Origin of the sequence: Sphingomonas sp. PP-CC-1A-547 (assembly GCF_003610375.1) — a bacterium.
In the GTDB taxonomy this organism is placed as follows: domain Bacteria; phylum Pseudomonadota; class Alphaproteobacteria; order Sphingomonadales; family Sphingomonadaceae; genus Sphingomonas.
On record NZ_RAPZ01000011.1, the window covers coordinates 897,684 to 912,490 of the forward strand.

Consider the following 14,807-nt stretch of genomic DNA (forward strand, 5'->3'; position numbering starts at 1 on the left):
CCCGCCATGCCTGGTTCCCTACCCGAGGCGATAGACGGCGGTGCACGATCGCACGGCCCGGACGTTTCCGCCTGCGACCGCGAACCGATCCACCGGCCAGGATCGATCCAGCCGCACGGCCTCGTCCTCGTTGCCGACGCCTGCACCTTCAAGATCATGGCGGGTGCGGGCGACATCGAGACGTTGCTGGCGCCGCATTGGCTCGGCGCGAACCTCGACGAGCTGCTCGGCCAACCTGTCTCGGCGCAACTCGCGGCCAAGCCCAACGCCAGCACGGTCGTGCTCGCGCGGATCGTCGGCACCGGAACGCCGTTCGACGCCATTGCGCACCGCGTGTCGAACACCATCGTCGTCGAACTCGAGCCCGCCCCCATAGCGATGCCGTCCCCGATCGACGTGCTGGTGGAGATGGAGGAAGCCGCGGCGACGTTCGAACAGGCGTTCGGCTTACGCGAACTGTGCGAACGCGCCGCGAGGACGTTTCGCCAGTTGACCGGGTTCGACCGGGTGATGCTGTACCGCTTTCTCGACGATGATGCCGGGGTCGTTCTGGCCGAGGACCGCGATCCGGCGCTCGGCAGTTTCCTGAACCAGCATTTCCCGGCGTCCGACATCCCGAAACAGGCGCGCGCGCTGTACGTTCGGAACCGTGTCCGCATCATTCCCGACATCGCCTATGAACCGGCATTGCTCCGTCCAGCCGGTGCGACGCCGCTCGACATGAGCGATCTCGCGCTGCGCAGCGTATCGCCGATCCACCTGCAATATCTCGCCAACATGGGCGTCGCGGCGTCGGCATCGGTGTCGATCGTCCGCGACGGCGCGCTGTGGGGCCTTGTCGCCTGCCACCATCCGACGCCGAAGTTCCTGCCACTGCATGTCCGCATGGCCTGCCGTGCACTTGCCGGGAGCCTTGCCCGCCAGATCCGCGCGAAGGAGGATGCCGAGCTCTACCGCGAGCGCATTCGCCTCCGTACCGCCGAGGATGCGGTCGTGCTTAGGCTCGGCAGCGACATATCGCTCGCAGGCTTTTTCGCGACAGCGGGCGACGACATGTGCCGAATGCTCGGTGCCGACAGTTTTGCGGCGGTTCGCGGGACCGAATTGTTCGTCGCCGGCCGCTCGCCGCGCCACGACGACATCCGCGCGGTCGCCGATCATGTCATCGATCTCGGCCGGGCGCTGCCCTTCTCAACCGACCGGTTGTCGGAACAACTGCCCGCCGCCACCGGTTTCCAGGATCTCGCCAGCGGCGTTCTCGCGGTGACGATGTCGACCGACGAGCCGACGATCCTGATCTGGTTTCGTGCCGAGCAGATCGAGGTGATGAACTGGGCCGGCAACCCGCACAAGGATCTGGGCGTCGATCCTCACATCCCGTTGACACCGCGCGCCTCGTTCGAAAGCTGGAGCGAGGCAGTCCGTGGCCGATCGGTACCGTGGACGTTGTTCGAGATCGAGGCGGCCGGGCGCCTCAAGCGTACGATGTTCGATGCCCGCCAGAACCGTCGCCTGTTCGAGGTGAACCGCGAGCTGACCGCGACGATCGCCGACAATGAGAGCCTGTTGCTACAGAAGGACTATCTCATCAAGGAGGTCCATCACCGCGTCCAGAACAGCCTGCAACTCGTGTCCGCGTTCCTCGGCCTTCAGGCGCGAGCGGTCGGCGACGACGTGCTGACCGCGCATCTGGCGGAGGCGCAGCGACGTCTCTCTGCGGTCGCGATGGTCCACCGCCGACTGCACTCGGACGAGCACGTCCAGGCGGTCGATCTCGCGCGGTACATCGGCGACCTCTGCACGGAGATCAAATCGACAATGGACAAGTCATGGGGCGGCCAGATCGAACTCGAACTCGCGCCGATCCTGATCTCCACCGATCGCGCGGTCAGCGTCGGGCTGATCCTGACCGAGCTGGTGATCAACGCCAACAAATATGCCTATGCCGGTGGGTCGGGACCGATCACGATCGCGCTCGAACAGCATCGCAACCGCTTCCGGCTGATCGTCGCCGACCGCGGTCGCGGCAAGGCAAGTTCCGGGACCGGGTTCGGGTCGCGGATGCTCATGTCCATGGTCGCTCGGCTGTCCGGCACGATCGAGGAGGCCGACAACGATCCCGGCCTCCGCGTCACCATCGGCGCGCCGATCAACGACGACCTCCCGCACGCCTGATCCGCTACTCGGTCGAGCCCGTATGCATCAGGTGACGCACGTCGTCCGCGACCTGATTGTTGGCGCCGAGCCGTTCGATCAACTGCGCCTGACGGCTTCCCCGCAGACCTGCCGTCGTCAGCTGCTTGTCGCGGACATAGGTGTAGATGCCGCTGACCGCGAACGCCTGGACACGCGCGATGTTCGCTTTCTGCGCGCCCTGCGTGGCGACGAAAATGTCGGACTCGAAGAAAGCGCGGCGTGCGAGCGGGCTCTCGAAGGCCAATTCGATCACCGCGATCAGTGCACGATCGGCCGGCACGAGATGATCGACATTGGGTGCAGGCGGCGCGGGCTCGGCATTGTCGTAGCGGTCCGGCAAGTGCAGCCGCAGTTTAAGCACCGCAGGGTCAGCGGCGAGCGTCCGGGCAAACTCGGTCATGAACGTACCGAACGCGTGCGCATCATCGCCCGCCGCGCCGAAATGAACGTGGATACGGTCGAAGCCGTCGTCGCCATTGGGGATCGGATCCGCGATCCGGTCGACCAATGTGCGCGATCCGTTAGGCAGCGCATAGGCGACGGTGGCGGCGAACATGTTCTGTTCGTCGGCGAACAGGATGTGGCTCGCGGCGTTGAAGACGTCCTGGTCCGCCTTCGACGCAAAGCCGATCTCGACCCCGCCGTCGAGTTCATAGTCCGCAAACGCCGCGATCCCGTCGATCACCGGCCAGAGATGCGCGTCCTGCTCGCGGTTCAAATGGTTCTGGACGTACCAAGCCAGTCCCGGAATACGCGAACACAGCGGGCCATGGACGTCTCGCCAATAGGTCGCGAAGACTTCGTGCGGAACCCGCGGACGGCGCAGCACCGTCGTGTAGCTGTTGATGACGATGCTGGCATCGCGCTCTGCATAGTCGGTCGTAGTCAAGACTTTGGGCATGGCTGGGTTCCTGATGACGGAAAGGTCGAACGCGTGAAGGCGGGCTGCCGGGCCAATGCGGGACGAGCTATTCCCGCACAAAAACCGATCGTTACGCGATGCTCCGGGTCTTCAACCGGTTGATCACCGGCGTGACGAGCACCGCGAGGATCGCGATCGCGGCGGCGACATAGCCGACTGCACCGAGCCCGAGATGCTGGATCACCGAGCCGCCGATGATCGCGCCGAGACCGATGCCGGCATTGGCCATCGACACGTTGAGCGTGCCGGCCAGCGCCTGCGCGTGGCTCGCCGACTGCATCACGCGAACCTGGCAGATCGGGTAGAGCGCGGTGTTGGCGATGCCCCAGACGGCCAGCGCCACCGCGAGCCAGGCATGCGAACCCGCGACCAACGTCGTCGCCGCCATGCCGACTGCCAGCACCAGCGACGTGATCGCCGTCACCAGCAACGGCCCGCGACCGACGAACTGTCCGCCCAGCCAGTTGCCAGCGAGACCGACGATGCCGAAGCCCATCAGCCACCAGCCCACCTGCCCCGCGGGAATGTGCGCGATCTGCTCCAGCGTGTCGGCGAGATAGGTATAGGCGGTGAACATCGCAGTGAAGACGATCACCGACAGCACGACGTTGCCGAGGAAATACGGGTCCTTCAGGATGCGCGCCTGTTCGGCCAGCTTGACGCGCGCGGGGCGGGCCAGCGTTGGCATCACCACGAGCAACAGCACCGCCATGAGCAGCGACAGCCCCGATAATCCCCAGAACGTCCCGCGCCAGCCGAATGCCGTCGATGCCAGCGTCCCGAGCGGAATGCCGAGCACCATCGCGCCGGAAATACCGAGATAGACGTTGGCGACGGCCTTGCCCGCCTTCTCAGGGCCGGCGAGTTCGCCCGCGGTTTCGCTCGCCGTTCCCCAGAACACCGGCAAGGCGAGCGCCGGGAGGAACCGGGCGAGGCCCAGTACCCAGATGTCCGGCGCGGCCGCGGCGAGTGCGTTCGCGCCCGCGAAGATCATGAGGATCATGACGAACAGCCGCTTGCGCTCGAAATGCGACAGCATCGCGGTCAGGAACGGGCCGGCGAGCATCACGGTGAACGCGAACAGCGTCACGAGCTGCCCCGCGACGGTGATCGAGATGCCGAGGTCGCGCGACAGGCTCGGGAGCAGGCCGACGATGATGAACTCGGTCGTGACGATCACGAACGCGGAGATCGCCAGCAGCAGCACGGCCAAGCCATGCCCTGCGGACTTGGCGCTGGGTGGCGCGACATTGAGAGGACGAACGGGGGACGACATTGGCAAACTCCTGTAGCTGCCGTCTCTACGCGCGACGAAAAGCGACGTCCTGCGGCATGTTTTCGCGTATGGCGGGACAATAATTCCAGAATGGACTCGCATGATTCCCTCCGAACGCCTCAAGGGCATCGAAGCTTTTGTCTGTACCGCTGACGCTGGCAGCTTCACCGCGGCCGGCGTACGGCTGAACCTGACCAACTCCGCGGTCAGCAAGAGCGTTGCCAGGCTGGAGGCGCGGCTGGGTAGCCGGCTGTTCGAACGGACCACCCGTCGCCTGACGCTGACCGACGTCGGCGCCGCTTTCTACGAGACCTGCGTCCGCGTTCTCGAGGATCTCGCCGACGCCGAAGCAGTGCTCGCGGCGCACCGGTCGGAGATCGTCGGGCGGCTGAAGGTCGACGTGCCGATCGCGTTCGGGCGGATGCAGGCGATGCCGCTGTTGCTCGCCTTCGCCGAACGCCATCCGAATTTACGCCCGAGCATCACCTTCACCGATCGGAAGATCGACATCGTCGAGGAGGGCATCGACGTCGCGATCCGGATCGGCGCGTCGGAGCCCTGGCCGGACAATCTCGGCCATCGCTATCTCGGCAGCGAACGCGTCATAATCTGCGCCGCCCCCGCCTATCTCGCACGGCGCGGGACACCCGCATCGGCGGACGATCTCGCCCGGTTCGACTGCATCCTCTACGGGCGCGGCGACGGCAGCACGATCAAGTGGCGCTTCGCCGACGGCTCTGGCGGTATCGACGAGCGGGCCATGGAGGGCCGCATCGTCCTCGGCAGCGCGGAGGCTCAGGTCGGAGCGGTCAAGGCTGGGTTCGGTATCGCGCAACTCGCGACCTGGTTGATCGAGGACGAACTCGCGCGTGGCGACCTGGTCGAGGTCCTTCCCGAACTGGCGACGGCGGGGCTTCCGCTGCATCTGGTCTGGCCCCGACGACGTCAACTGAGCCCAAAGGTGGATGCGCTACTCGATGCGCTGACTAGCGGACTACGGATCGCATGACGGCGAGGTGAAAAGCGCGTCATCCCGTCATTTCCTGCAACTCGGGGTGGCATCGCCTGTTGGGGAAGGATGACCATCTTCAACGATCAAATCGCTATTGTCACCGGCGGTGAATCCGGCATCGGCGCCGCTTGCGCCAAGGCTCTAGGTGAGGCCGGCGCGCGCGTCGTCATCACCTATTTCAAGGACGCGGCGGCGGCGCAGGCGGTATGCGCGGCGATCGGTGGCACCGACCGTGCCATCGCCGTCCAGGCCGATGTCGGCGACGAAACCGCGATCGAACATTTGTTCGCGCAGGCGGAAGCAGCGTTTGGCACGGTCACGCTGCTCGTCAACTCCGCAGGCCTCAACATGAGCGGCGTGATGCTGGTGGACATGGAACTGGCGCAGTTCGACCGGGTCATCCGCTCCGACCTCTACGGCCCGTTCCTGACCTGCCGCCGCATGGTCCGCGCCCTCGAAGCCAAGGATACTAAGGGCCGCATCGTCAACATCTCTTCGATCCACGAACGGGCACCGCGACCCGGCGGCGTCGATTATGACTCCGCGAAGGGCGGCCTGTCGCAACTGACGGCAACGCTGGCGCTGGAACTCGCGCCGAAGGGCATCGCGGTCAACGGTGTCGCGCCGGGCATGATCCTGACGCCGATGAACCAGTCCGCGCTCGATCATCCGCAGGAGCTCGCCGCCAAGGAGGCCGCGATCCCGTGGAAGCGCGCCGGACGACCAGACGAAGTAGCATCGCTGGTGACGTTCCTACTCTCGCCCGTCGCGGACTATATCACCGGCACGACAGTAACGATCGACGGCGCGCTGTCGCTGACCGTGGCGCAGGGCGCGTGATGGTCACCTACGCGGTGGAGCAGCTCGACGCCGTCGCGATCTCGGCCAATTCGGTGATCGACGGCATGGACCTGATGAGCCCGTTCGTCTGGAAGGAAGGCGACCTGTACCGGATCCTTGTTCGCGGCGTTCCCCATCCGCTCGGACCGCACGACCCGACCGGGATCATCGCCCGCGGCGAAAGTCGCGACGGCTTGTCGTTCACGATGGATCCGGGGCTTGCGATCACCCCCGGCCCCGGCGCGGAGGACATGGGTGGGTGCGAGGACCCGACCGTCCTGATGACGCACGATCACGAATATCTGATCTACTACACCGGCGTCGATGCGGACCGCTCGCAGGGCTGCATGATCCTCGCCGCCGGCCGCGACCTGACGGCGCTGGTCAAGGAGGATCTGGTCCTCAAGGCGCCCCCGGGCGAGGGCAACATCAAGGAAGCCACGCTGGTGCAGACGAGTGCTGGCGACTGGCGGCTGTTCTACGAATACGCGGCCGATGGCGCGTCGCGGATCGGCATGGCGGGCGGACCCACTGCAAAGGGACCGTGGACCGTGCTGCCCGATCCGTTCGGGATACGCGAGGACAGTTGGGACAATTGGCACCTGTCGACCGGGCCGATCTGGCAGGCGGAGGGCACCGACCCGGTAATGTTCTACAACGGCGCGACGCATGATGCGCGGTGGCGGATCGGCTGGATCAGCTTCAGTCCCGATCTCTCGCGGGTCACGGGGCGCGGGTTGGAACCGCTGCTCGTGCCCCCACCTGCGCTGAGCCGCGAGGCGACAGATATAGCGTTCGCCGCGTCCACCGTCGCGGAAGGAGACCGGATTGCATTATATTATTCGCTCGAGGATCGCATGCTGAAGCGCGCGTTAATCGGACGCTATAGCCGCTGACTACGGAGAAGGGTCGCGGGCGGCATACCGTCCGCGACCCTTGATCATCAGCCGTGCGCGTGAGCAGCGGCTTTCTGCGCGCGTGCCTGCTTGGCGTAGTGGTGATGCGCTACTACGCAGCCGATGGCGGCACCAGCAACGGCATGGCCCTTACCAACAAAATGCCCACCGACGCCGCCGGCAGCAGCGCCACGGATACAGCCCTTCGCCAGCACGGGCGACGCCGTCATCGCGAGGAGCGGAAGAGCGAGAAGGGTGATGAAGCGCATGGCGGTATCCTTGAAACCACTACAGGAAGACCTGAAATACCGTTCAAGCCGCCACCGTGTTCCGTGAGAAATTCGTCATGTTCTGCATGCGCGAGGATCTTGCCGACGATACGAACTTTCCGCCGTAAGATATTGAAGATGCGGTAGTCCTGTAACGAGCGGCACATCCACCGATCCGGGTACGACGCGCCCGCGTTGAACCCCGATCCGAAAGAACCGAAAGCCACGAACCATGATTGCCCTGTATCTCGCGGCGTTGTCGATGACGCCCAATGCCGCCTTCAAACCGATCGGTCCCGACGCGGCGAAATGCACGGCGGGCAGTACCCATCCGGCGATGCTGGTCATCGTCGAGGGGTTCAAGGCGAGGACCGGAACCGTTCGTGTCCGCACGTTCGGGGGGGCGCCCTCGACCTATTTCGACAAGAAAAAGACGCTGTTGCGCACCGAAGTTCCCACGCCGCGCGAAGGCCGGGTCGCCATCTGCATGCCGGTCGATCGGCCCGGCGTCTATGCGGTCGACGTACGCCACGACATCAACGCCAACGACAAGACCGACCGCAGTGACGGCGGCGGGGCGTCGGGCAATCCGCATGTCACGCTGTTCGACATGCTGTTCTCGCGCAAGCCCGATCCGAAGATCGTCCAGGTGCGTGTCGGATCGGGCACGACGGTCGTGCCGGTCACCCTCACCTACCTGCAAGGCGGATCGCTGCAGCCGATCCGCTGATCGATCACCAGCCGACCGCGCCGCCCAGCCGGAACGTGCGCGGGCGCAGTGGCGTGTATTCGTTACGCGCCGCCAGCGCGAACGGGTTGCCGCCCGCAAATCGGTCTCCCTTGACGTCGAACAGGTTCTCGACGGTGGCGGTCAGACGAATGCTATTCCGCGTCCACGTTCCGCCAAGGTGCGTGCTGCCATATTCCCCCTGTGAAACGTCTAGCGGGGCCTGCGTCCCGACGGTCGACCGGCCGACGTAGCGCCAACCCGCGTCGACGCTGACGTGCGTATCGGCGCTGAGCGACCATTCATAGCCGACGCTTCCCGATACCGCGAACGGCGGCGTGTTGGGCAGCCGCGCGCCGACCTGCCGCCGGAATGCCGGATCGGGATCGGCGACGTGGGTCTCGTTGAGGAACATCGCCATGTCGATCTTCAAGCCGGACAGCGGCATCCAGTTGGCGCTCGCCTCAAGCCCATAGATATGGCTGTTGCCGAGGTTGGTGGTGAACGGAAAGCCGGATTTGTCGACCAAATCTGCCTGGATATGCCGCCAGTCGGTCAGCGAAGCACCGATCGATGCGGAAAGCCCGAGCGGTCCATGGCGCTCCTTGCGCACGCCGATCTCTCCGACGTGGATTGTATCGGGGACGAGATCGGCAACGCGACCCACCTCCGGCGCCACCGTGATCCCTCCGGTCCGAAAACCCGATTGGTAGCGCGCATACGCCGCCAGCGTCGGGGTAAGCAGCCACGATATGCCTAGTGTCGGATCGAGCCGGGTGGAACTGCGACCGCGGATATAGGTCGTCGTCTTGAGCCTGGCGATCGGATCACCGTCGGTGCGCTGGTGCGTCAGTCGTGCACCTGCGGTGATCGTCAACGCCGGGCTGATCGCGATCCCCGCTTCGCCGAACACCGCTGCGTCGAGCGTCCGGTTGGTGACGCCGACGATGTCGCGCAGCTTGTCGGGCGCGCCGTATTTGCGTGCATAGGCGTCGCGCGCGTGAATGAGCGCGACGCCGACCAGCCAACCCGCGCCGTTCGGCTTTGCGCGGGAGAGTCGTGTCTCGTGCGAGAACAAGCGGCTGCGTTCGTCCGTGTCATAGGCGATCGCCGCGTTCGGACGGATCGGCCGCGTGGCGTCGAACCGGGTCTCCGCATCGCGGTGGACGAACCCGGTCGCCGAGACGAGGTGCAGCCCGTCCTCCCAACGCCTGTCGACCACGACACGCCCGAGAAAATATTGCTGGCTGAACGGCTGCGCGAGTATGGACGCGCGGGAGAGCGATCCCATTCCGCGCTCGGCATATTGCAGGTCGGGGGCGGTCAAATTCTGGATCACGACGCCCGCGTCGACCGTCCACCCGCTCGCCGGAACGACACGGACGTCGAGGCGTCCGCCCGTGGTCTCCACGCGGTTGACGTTGCGGAGGTTGCGGCGGATATCGTCAATATAACCGCCTTCGACGACCCGGTAGCCGACCGCGCGTACGCCAGCGACGCCCTTCTCGATCGGGATGTTGACCATCCCGGCGATATCGCCGCCCGGATCGCCCGACTTGGTCGCGCTGACGCCGCCCGACACATTGGCCGACACCCCCGACAGATCGACCGCGTGCGGCACCAGCCGGACGATTCCCCCTATCGCGCCTGCGCCGTACAGCGTGCCCTGCGGCCCTTCGAGGACTTCGACCTGATCGACGTCGTACAGGTTGAGGCCGGGTTCGGGACCGTTATACGCGACCGGTACCTCGCCGAAATAGACGTTGGCGGTCGATTGCGTGGGGCCGGTGAAGCTGCTGTCCGCGACCCCGCGAATGAACAGCTTGTTGCGACCAGCACCCAGCGCCGTGCTTTGGAGGATCGGCGTCGTGGCGATCGCGTCGTCCATGCCGTTTGCGGCATCGTTGCGGATGTTCACGGCGCTTGCCGGTCGCAGGATCGTGAGCGCTCCGGGAAAGCGTAGTCGCGATGTCGCGCGCTTGGTCGCGGTGACGATGATTTCGGGCGACACTTCGACCGGCGGCGGCGTCAGGGGGAGTCTCGGTTTCGGTTGGCGTTCGCATGCGACTGGCTGCCGGACGACAGCGCGACGAACGATCCTAAAGCTGCCTCCGCCAAGTCGTTGCCCGGTGTACGGGGTGCCTGCGAGCATCTGGTCGAGGGCTGTGGCCGCGGTCAGTCGGCCCCTCGCCCCTCGCGTCATGACGCGCGACAATCCAGGCTCCGCACTGCCGATATCGACGCCCGCCTGCTGCGCAAGCACCGCGATCGCGCGATCGAGCGGCCCCGGCGCAACGGCGATCGCCCGCCGCTCCGCTGCGCGAGCGGGCGTAGACAGCGACGGTGTAATCAGGGTGGCGGCGACAAGCGATACGGCCAGGTTTAAATTACGGACCGGCATGGCCTCCGACCAGACGCCAGCGGCCATTAACATGCTCCGCTCGAGCGCCGATCAGCGCTGCCGCGCGCGGGATCAGGCTGTCGGCTCCGCCCGTCACGCCGATCGATCCGGTGAACCGCGTTTCCGCCAGTCCGGGATCGACGCGCACGACCGTACCGGTGCTGCGTTCCAATGCTGCGGCGACGAGGCGCACCGGCGTCTGCTGGAACACGAGCCGGCCTTTACGCCAGCTGCCGACGTCGTTGATCGCGATACCCGACATCCGTGGCGCGCCGCCATCGACGTGTGACAGCGCCGCACCGGCGGTCAGCATGATGCGCTCCTGTTCGGGCTGGAACATCACTGCACCCTCGGCAACCTGGACGCCAAGATGCGTGCCGACGCGGGCGACGTTGAAGACGGTGCCGACGTCCTGCAACCGCATCGTCCCCGACTGGACGACGAACGGATGCGCGATGTCGTGCGTGACCCGGAAGATCGCCTCGCCGCGTTCCAGCGTGACCAGCCGCGCATTACCGTCGTCGACCGCCAGCCTGGTCCCGCCGTTCAGGTCGATACGGCTGCCGTCGGCGAGCGTCACGCTTCGGCGAACCCCGGCGGGTGTCTCGATGATCCGTGCCGCCGTCTTTGACGGGTTTTCCAGCGGCAGCATGACGCCGACGATCCCCGCGACCGCCAGTCCGCCGACGGCTCCCATCACCCAGCGCCGCCGCGGTGTCGGTCGGTCGTCATTGGCGGCGACCGGGGGGATCGCCTGCGACCAGTCTGGCGGGCTCAGCGCGTCGGTCAGTTCCGCGTCCGCAACCGCCAACGCGTCATAGGCACGTGCATGCTGCGGGTCAGCCTCCAGCCAGTCGGCGAATGCCGTCCATGCGCCACCATCGGCAGTCGACAAACGGAGGTGCCACGCGACCGCCTCGGCCGCGGCGTGTTCGCCGTAACCTGGGCCGTAATCGCCGTCCTTGCCCCACTCATCGACCATCGCGCTGGTCCTCCTCATGAGTGAGACGTCCTGCCTGCGGGATATCCGCACCGGAATTGCTCCGTTGCAAGTGAATTCGCAGATACGCGCGGTGCAGCAGCTTCTCGACGCCACTGACGGTGATCCCCATCTGATCGGCGATCGCCTTCTGCGGCAGGTCCTCGAACCGGTAGAGGCGGAACGCGGTCGCGACGCGATCGGGCAGGCCGGCGAGCGTCGCCTCGACCCGCCCGAGCCGTTCGCGGGCAATCAACGCGCGTTCGGCATCGGGATGCTCGTCGGCGGTCGCCTGCGTTTCCAGCCAGTCCGTGTCGCGGTCCGCCCGCCGCGCCGCGCGACGGCGGCGGTCGACCGCGATGTTGTTCGCCATCCGGCAGATGTAGCCGAGCGGTTCGGCGATCGGGCCGCCGGTCACCGTCTCCAGCTTCAGCCACAGATCCTGCAACGCATCCTCCGCCTCCTCGACGCTGCCCAGTCGCGCGACCAGCAGCCGCAGCAGCATCGCACGCTCGGCGAGGAACACGGCACGGAGTCCGCCCAAGGTCACGCCGGGCCGGCCTTCGCATCGCGGCGGAACATCACCGCCAGCGCGACGATCGCGACGCCGTTCTGGAACAGCGCGTGCCACCCTGCCCCGTCGGTCCCGAACGCCCACAGCATCGCGGGCAGCAGCGGGTAGAGCGCGAGGCTGGTGACGAGGCCGATGGTCATCGATCGGCCCGGCAGTCCGAGTGCTGTCAGTCCCGAGGCTAATGGTGCGCTTGCGAGCCCTGCGGCACGCGCGCCAGCGATCAGGATCAGGAGGACCGTGCCGCCTTCGAAGCTTGCGCCACCGAGTGTGACCAGCAACCGGTCGCCTGCGAAAGCGAGGACCAACACGATCGGCAGCGCCACCGCGAGAGCGAGCCCAGCGCTCCGCCAGACCGTGTGCCGCAACGCCTTGAGATCGCCGCGCGCCACTTGCGCCGCGAGCACGGCGTAGCTTGCCTGGCTCAGCAGCACCGTCGGCTGGGCGAGCAACGACGTCGCGCGCTGCGTCAGTGCGAGCAACCCTGCCGCCGCTGGCCCGAGCAGCCAGCCGACCGTCAGCGGCGCGAGGTTCGGCGCGAGTTCCCGGACAGTGATGTCGAAGTTGGTGATGAGGATGAAGCGCTTGAGCCCCTCGGTATCGCGCGCCGTGCCGCGCCACGGTCCGCGCAGCCGCTCGCCCGCGGCGAGTTTGCGCCACGCCACCCAGCCAAAGCCCCACATCGCCAGCCCCTCGGCGACGGCCGCGATCAGCCAGACCGTGATGAAGCCGATCAGCCCGCCGCCCGCGAACCAGACTCCGAGCGCGCCGACAAGGCGGATCAGCGGCGACACCGCCTGATGGATACCGATCAGGTCGAACCGGTCTGCGATCTGGAGCAGGCCCTGCGGCGTCGCACGGACCGTCGCGATCACCGCGAGCGAATATGGGATGGCAATCCGGATCGTGTCGGGCGACCAACCGAGCCGTGGTCCGATCAGCGGCACCAGCAACGCCGCCACGATGACCGCGAGAGCGCCGCAGCCGAGTTCGATCACCGCCATGAACCGGACGATCCGCGCGAACCCGGCCCGATCGCCTGCCTCAAGCGCTAGCCCGCCATACCGCACCACGCCGTGGAAACCGGAGAACGCTAGGACGCTGCCGATCAGGACAGCGTACGCGTTGACCAGCACCAGAACGCCGTAATCGGCCGCGCCCAGCCGGTGCGTCACGAGCACGAGGTAGACAAGGCTCATGACGCCCGCCGCCGCCTTGCCACCGAGCAAGTGGCCGAGGTTCGCCAGCACCAGCCATAACCCCGACCGATCGCCGCGTCCCGGTCCAGCTTTGGCGGAGTGCGCCTGCCGGGTCGTCATACGGTGGAGAAGCGAACGCATCGCGAGCGCTTAGACGCCCAGCGTTGCGCCGACGAACGGAAAGTTCCGCGCGATCGGCGAGATGACAAAATATTTAGTGAGGATAGCCTGCGCCGGGAACGTCTACCGGCCATGAAGATCGGTTTTCTGTTCAATCACGACCAGGTTCATCAGGTCGCGCACGCCCTCCCGACCGCGCTGGCAATGGCGGAGGGCTATCCCGATGCGGAGATCGTCGTCGCGACCACCAACGCACGGCTGACCGACGAAGTGCGGCGCCTGTGCGCGCGGCTCGGCGTTACCGTGCCCTTGGTCGAACTAGGCCTACGTAGCGCATTGACGCGTGCGCTATCCGGCGCGCTCGAATGGGCACTGCCGGTGACCAAGATCGGTATCTACCGCGACAATCTCGATTTCTTCCGGTCGCTCGATGCGCTGGTGGTCGCCGAGAAGACCTCGTTACTGCTCAAGACGCGCTATGGCCTCGACGATCTCAAGATCATCCATACGCGCCACGGTGCGGGCGACCGCGCGATCGGCTTCAACAAGCACAGCGCGACGTTCGATCACGTCCTCGTCTCGGGCAGCAAGATTCGCCAGCGCCTCCACCGCGAGGCCGGGGTGCCGTTCAACAAGATGAGCCTGATCGGCTATCCCAAGTTCGACCTGATGCCCGAGCCCGCGCCGCGCCTGCCGTTCCAGGCGAATGGTAAACCCACCGTGCTCTACAACCCGCATCCGTCGCCGCATCTGTCGTCCTGGTACGAGCAGGGCCGCGCGGTGCTTGAGCATTTCCTGCGTGACGATCGCTACAATCTGATCTTCGCGCCGCACGTCATGCTGTTCCACCGCAAGTTCGTGCTGACGATCGACAAGTTCCGAATCGACCGCGCCGGCGTGATCGAGCAGCGGTTTCTCAATGCGCCGAACATCCATGTCGATCTCGGATCGGCCGCGTCGACCGACATGACCTACACGGCGGCGGCGGACATCTATCTCGGCGACGTCAGCAGCCAGGTGTACGAGTTCCTCCACACGCCGCGGCCGTGCCTCTTCCTTGATGCGCATGCGACGGCGTGGGACGGCGATGCGAACTATGCGCATTGGCAGGCGGGCGAAATCGTCACCGGCACCGACGACCTTGGTGCCGCGCTCGACCGAGCCGTGGCGCAGCACGACCGCTATCGTCCGGTCCAGCGCGCGCTGTTCCAGCGCAGCTTCGAACTGACCGCGGAACGTTCCGCCGTGCGTGCGGCGCGCGCGGTGATGAGCGTGCTCGGCGATACCGTCCCGGCAGTCCTGCCCGAGCGCGAACTGGAGACGGCAACCGGATTGCAGGGGTTGCGCGTAGCCTGATCCGCCGCGAGAAGGCCCGCGCGGCGCCCCTGTCGGGCGCGGC

At 66.3% G+C, this 14,807-nt stretch carries 13 protein-coding genes; 6 read left to right on the plus strand and 7 right to left on the minus strand.

The annotated features are described in order from the left end of the window. Positions 1-6 precede the first annotated feature (6 nt). Complete coding sequence (locus C8J39_RS10330) at positions 7-2,175, plus strand: histidine kinase dimerization/phosphoacceptor domain -containing protein (RefSeq protein WP_120300332.1); 2,169 nt, start codon at positions 7-9, stop codon at positions 2,173-2,175. Between the two features lie 4 nt (positions 2,176-2,179). On the opposite strand, the gene C8J39_RS10335 is transcribed toward C8J39_RS10330, so the two are convergent. Together C8J39_RS10335 and C8J39_RS10340 are read right to left on the minus strand one after the other, a co-directional pair. After that, positions 2,180-3,097 (minus strand): hypothetical protein, encoded by a 918-nt coding sequence (locus C8J39_RS10335; protein ID WP_120300333.1) that lies wholly within the window; start codon positions 3,095-3,097, stop codon positions 2,180-2,182. Positions 3,098-3,188: 91 nt separating this feature from the next. Next, complete coding sequence (locus C8J39_RS10340; protein ID WP_120300334.1) at positions 3,189-4,394, minus strand: MFS transporter; 1,206 nt, start codon at positions 4,392-4,394, stop codon at positions 3,189-3,191. 100 nt (positions 4,395-4,494) lie between these two features. On the opposite strand from C8J39_RS10340, the gene C8J39_RS10345 reads away from it, so the two are divergent. The 3 genes from C8J39_RS10345 to C8J39_RS10355 all read left to right on the plus strand — a co-directional run bounded on the left by C8J39_RS10345 (position 4,495) and on the right by C8J39_RS10355 (position 7,142). Beyond that, complete coding sequence (locus C8J39_RS10345; protein ID WP_120300335.1) at positions 4,495-5,403, plus strand: LysR family transcriptional regulator; 909 nt, start codon at positions 4,495-4,497, stop codon at positions 5,401-5,403. A 69-nt stretch (positions 5,404-5,472) separates the two neighbouring features. After that, the gene (locus C8J39_RS10350; protein WP_120300336.1) at positions 5,473-6,246 is read left to right on the plus strand and encodes an SDR family NAD(P)-dependent oxidoreductase; all 774 of its coding nucleotides are present in this window, start codon (positions 5,473-5,475) and stop codon (positions 6,244-6,246) included. Beyond that, positions 6,246-7,142, plus strand: coding sequence for a glycosidase (locus C8J39_RS10355; protein WP_120300539.1), 897 nt, complete (start codon positions 6,246-6,248; stop codon positions 7,140-7,142). The genes C8J39_RS10350 and C8J39_RS10355 overlap by 1 nt, the downstream gene beginning before the upstream one ends. Positions 7,143-7,189: 47 nt before the next feature. Here the strand turns inward: C8J39_RS10355 and C8J39_RS10360 are convergent, their stop codons facing one another. Further along, positions 7,190-7,411 (minus strand): hypothetical protein, encoded by a 222-nt coding sequence (locus C8J39_RS10360; protein WP_120300337.1) that lies wholly within the window; start codon positions 7,409-7,411, stop codon positions 7,190-7,192. 232 nt (positions 7,412-7,643) lie between these two features. Between C8J39_RS10360 and C8J39_RS10365 the strand changes: the two genes are divergently transcribed. Then, the gene (locus C8J39_RS10365) at positions 7,644-8,141 is read left to right on the plus strand and encodes a DUF2141 domain-containing protein (protein WP_243649872.1); all 498 of its coding nucleotides are present in this window, start codon (positions 7,644-7,646) and stop codon (positions 8,139-8,141) included. Positions 8,142-8,145: 4 nt separating this feature from the next. On the opposite strand, the gene C8J39_RS10370 is transcribed toward C8J39_RS10365, so the two are convergent. The 4 genes from C8J39_RS10370 to C8J39_RS10385 are packed head-to-tail and all read right to left on the minus strand — an operon-like array spanning position 8,146 to position 13,429. Then, positions 8,146-10,566: a TonB-dependent receptor gene (locus tag C8J39_RS10370; protein ID WP_165895177.1), complete on the minus strand. Its 2,421-nt coding sequence runs from the start codon at positions 10,564-10,566 to the stop codon at positions 8,146-8,148. Next, positions 10,526-11,521 carry a FecR domain-containing protein gene (locus C8J39_RS10375; RefSeq protein WP_165895178.1) on the minus strand — a complete coding sequence of 332 codons (996 nt, stop codon included), beginning with the start codon at positions 11,519-11,521 and terminating at the stop codon, positions 10,526-10,528. Before C8J39_RS10375 ends, C8J39_RS10370 begins: the two co-directional genes overlap by 41 nt. Next, positions 11,511-12,068 carry an RNA polymerase sigma factor gene (locus C8J39_RS10380; protein WP_243649880.1) on the minus strand — a complete coding sequence of 186 codons (558 nt, stop codon included), beginning with the start codon at positions 12,066-12,068 and terminating at the stop codon, positions 11,511-11,513. Before C8J39_RS10380 ends, C8J39_RS10375 begins: the two co-directional genes overlap by 11 nt. Further along, on the minus strand, positions 12,065-13,429 hold the full coding sequence (locus tag C8J39_RS10385; protein ID WP_243649882.1) for a lipopolysaccharide biosynthesis protein: 1,365 nt from the start codon (positions 13,427-13,429) through the stop codon (positions 12,065-12,067). Before C8J39_RS10385 ends, C8J39_RS10380 begins: the two co-directional genes overlap by 4 nt. Positions 13,430-13,540: 111 nt before the next feature. Between C8J39_RS10385 and C8J39_RS10390 the strand changes: the two genes are divergently transcribed. Beyond that, on the plus strand, positions 13,541-14,764 hold the full coding sequence (locus C8J39_RS10390; RefSeq protein ID WP_243649884.1) for a hypothetical protein: 1,224 nt from the start codon (positions 13,541-13,543) through the stop codon (positions 14,762-14,764). The last annotated feature ends 43 nt before the right edge of the window (positions 14,765-14,807 follow it).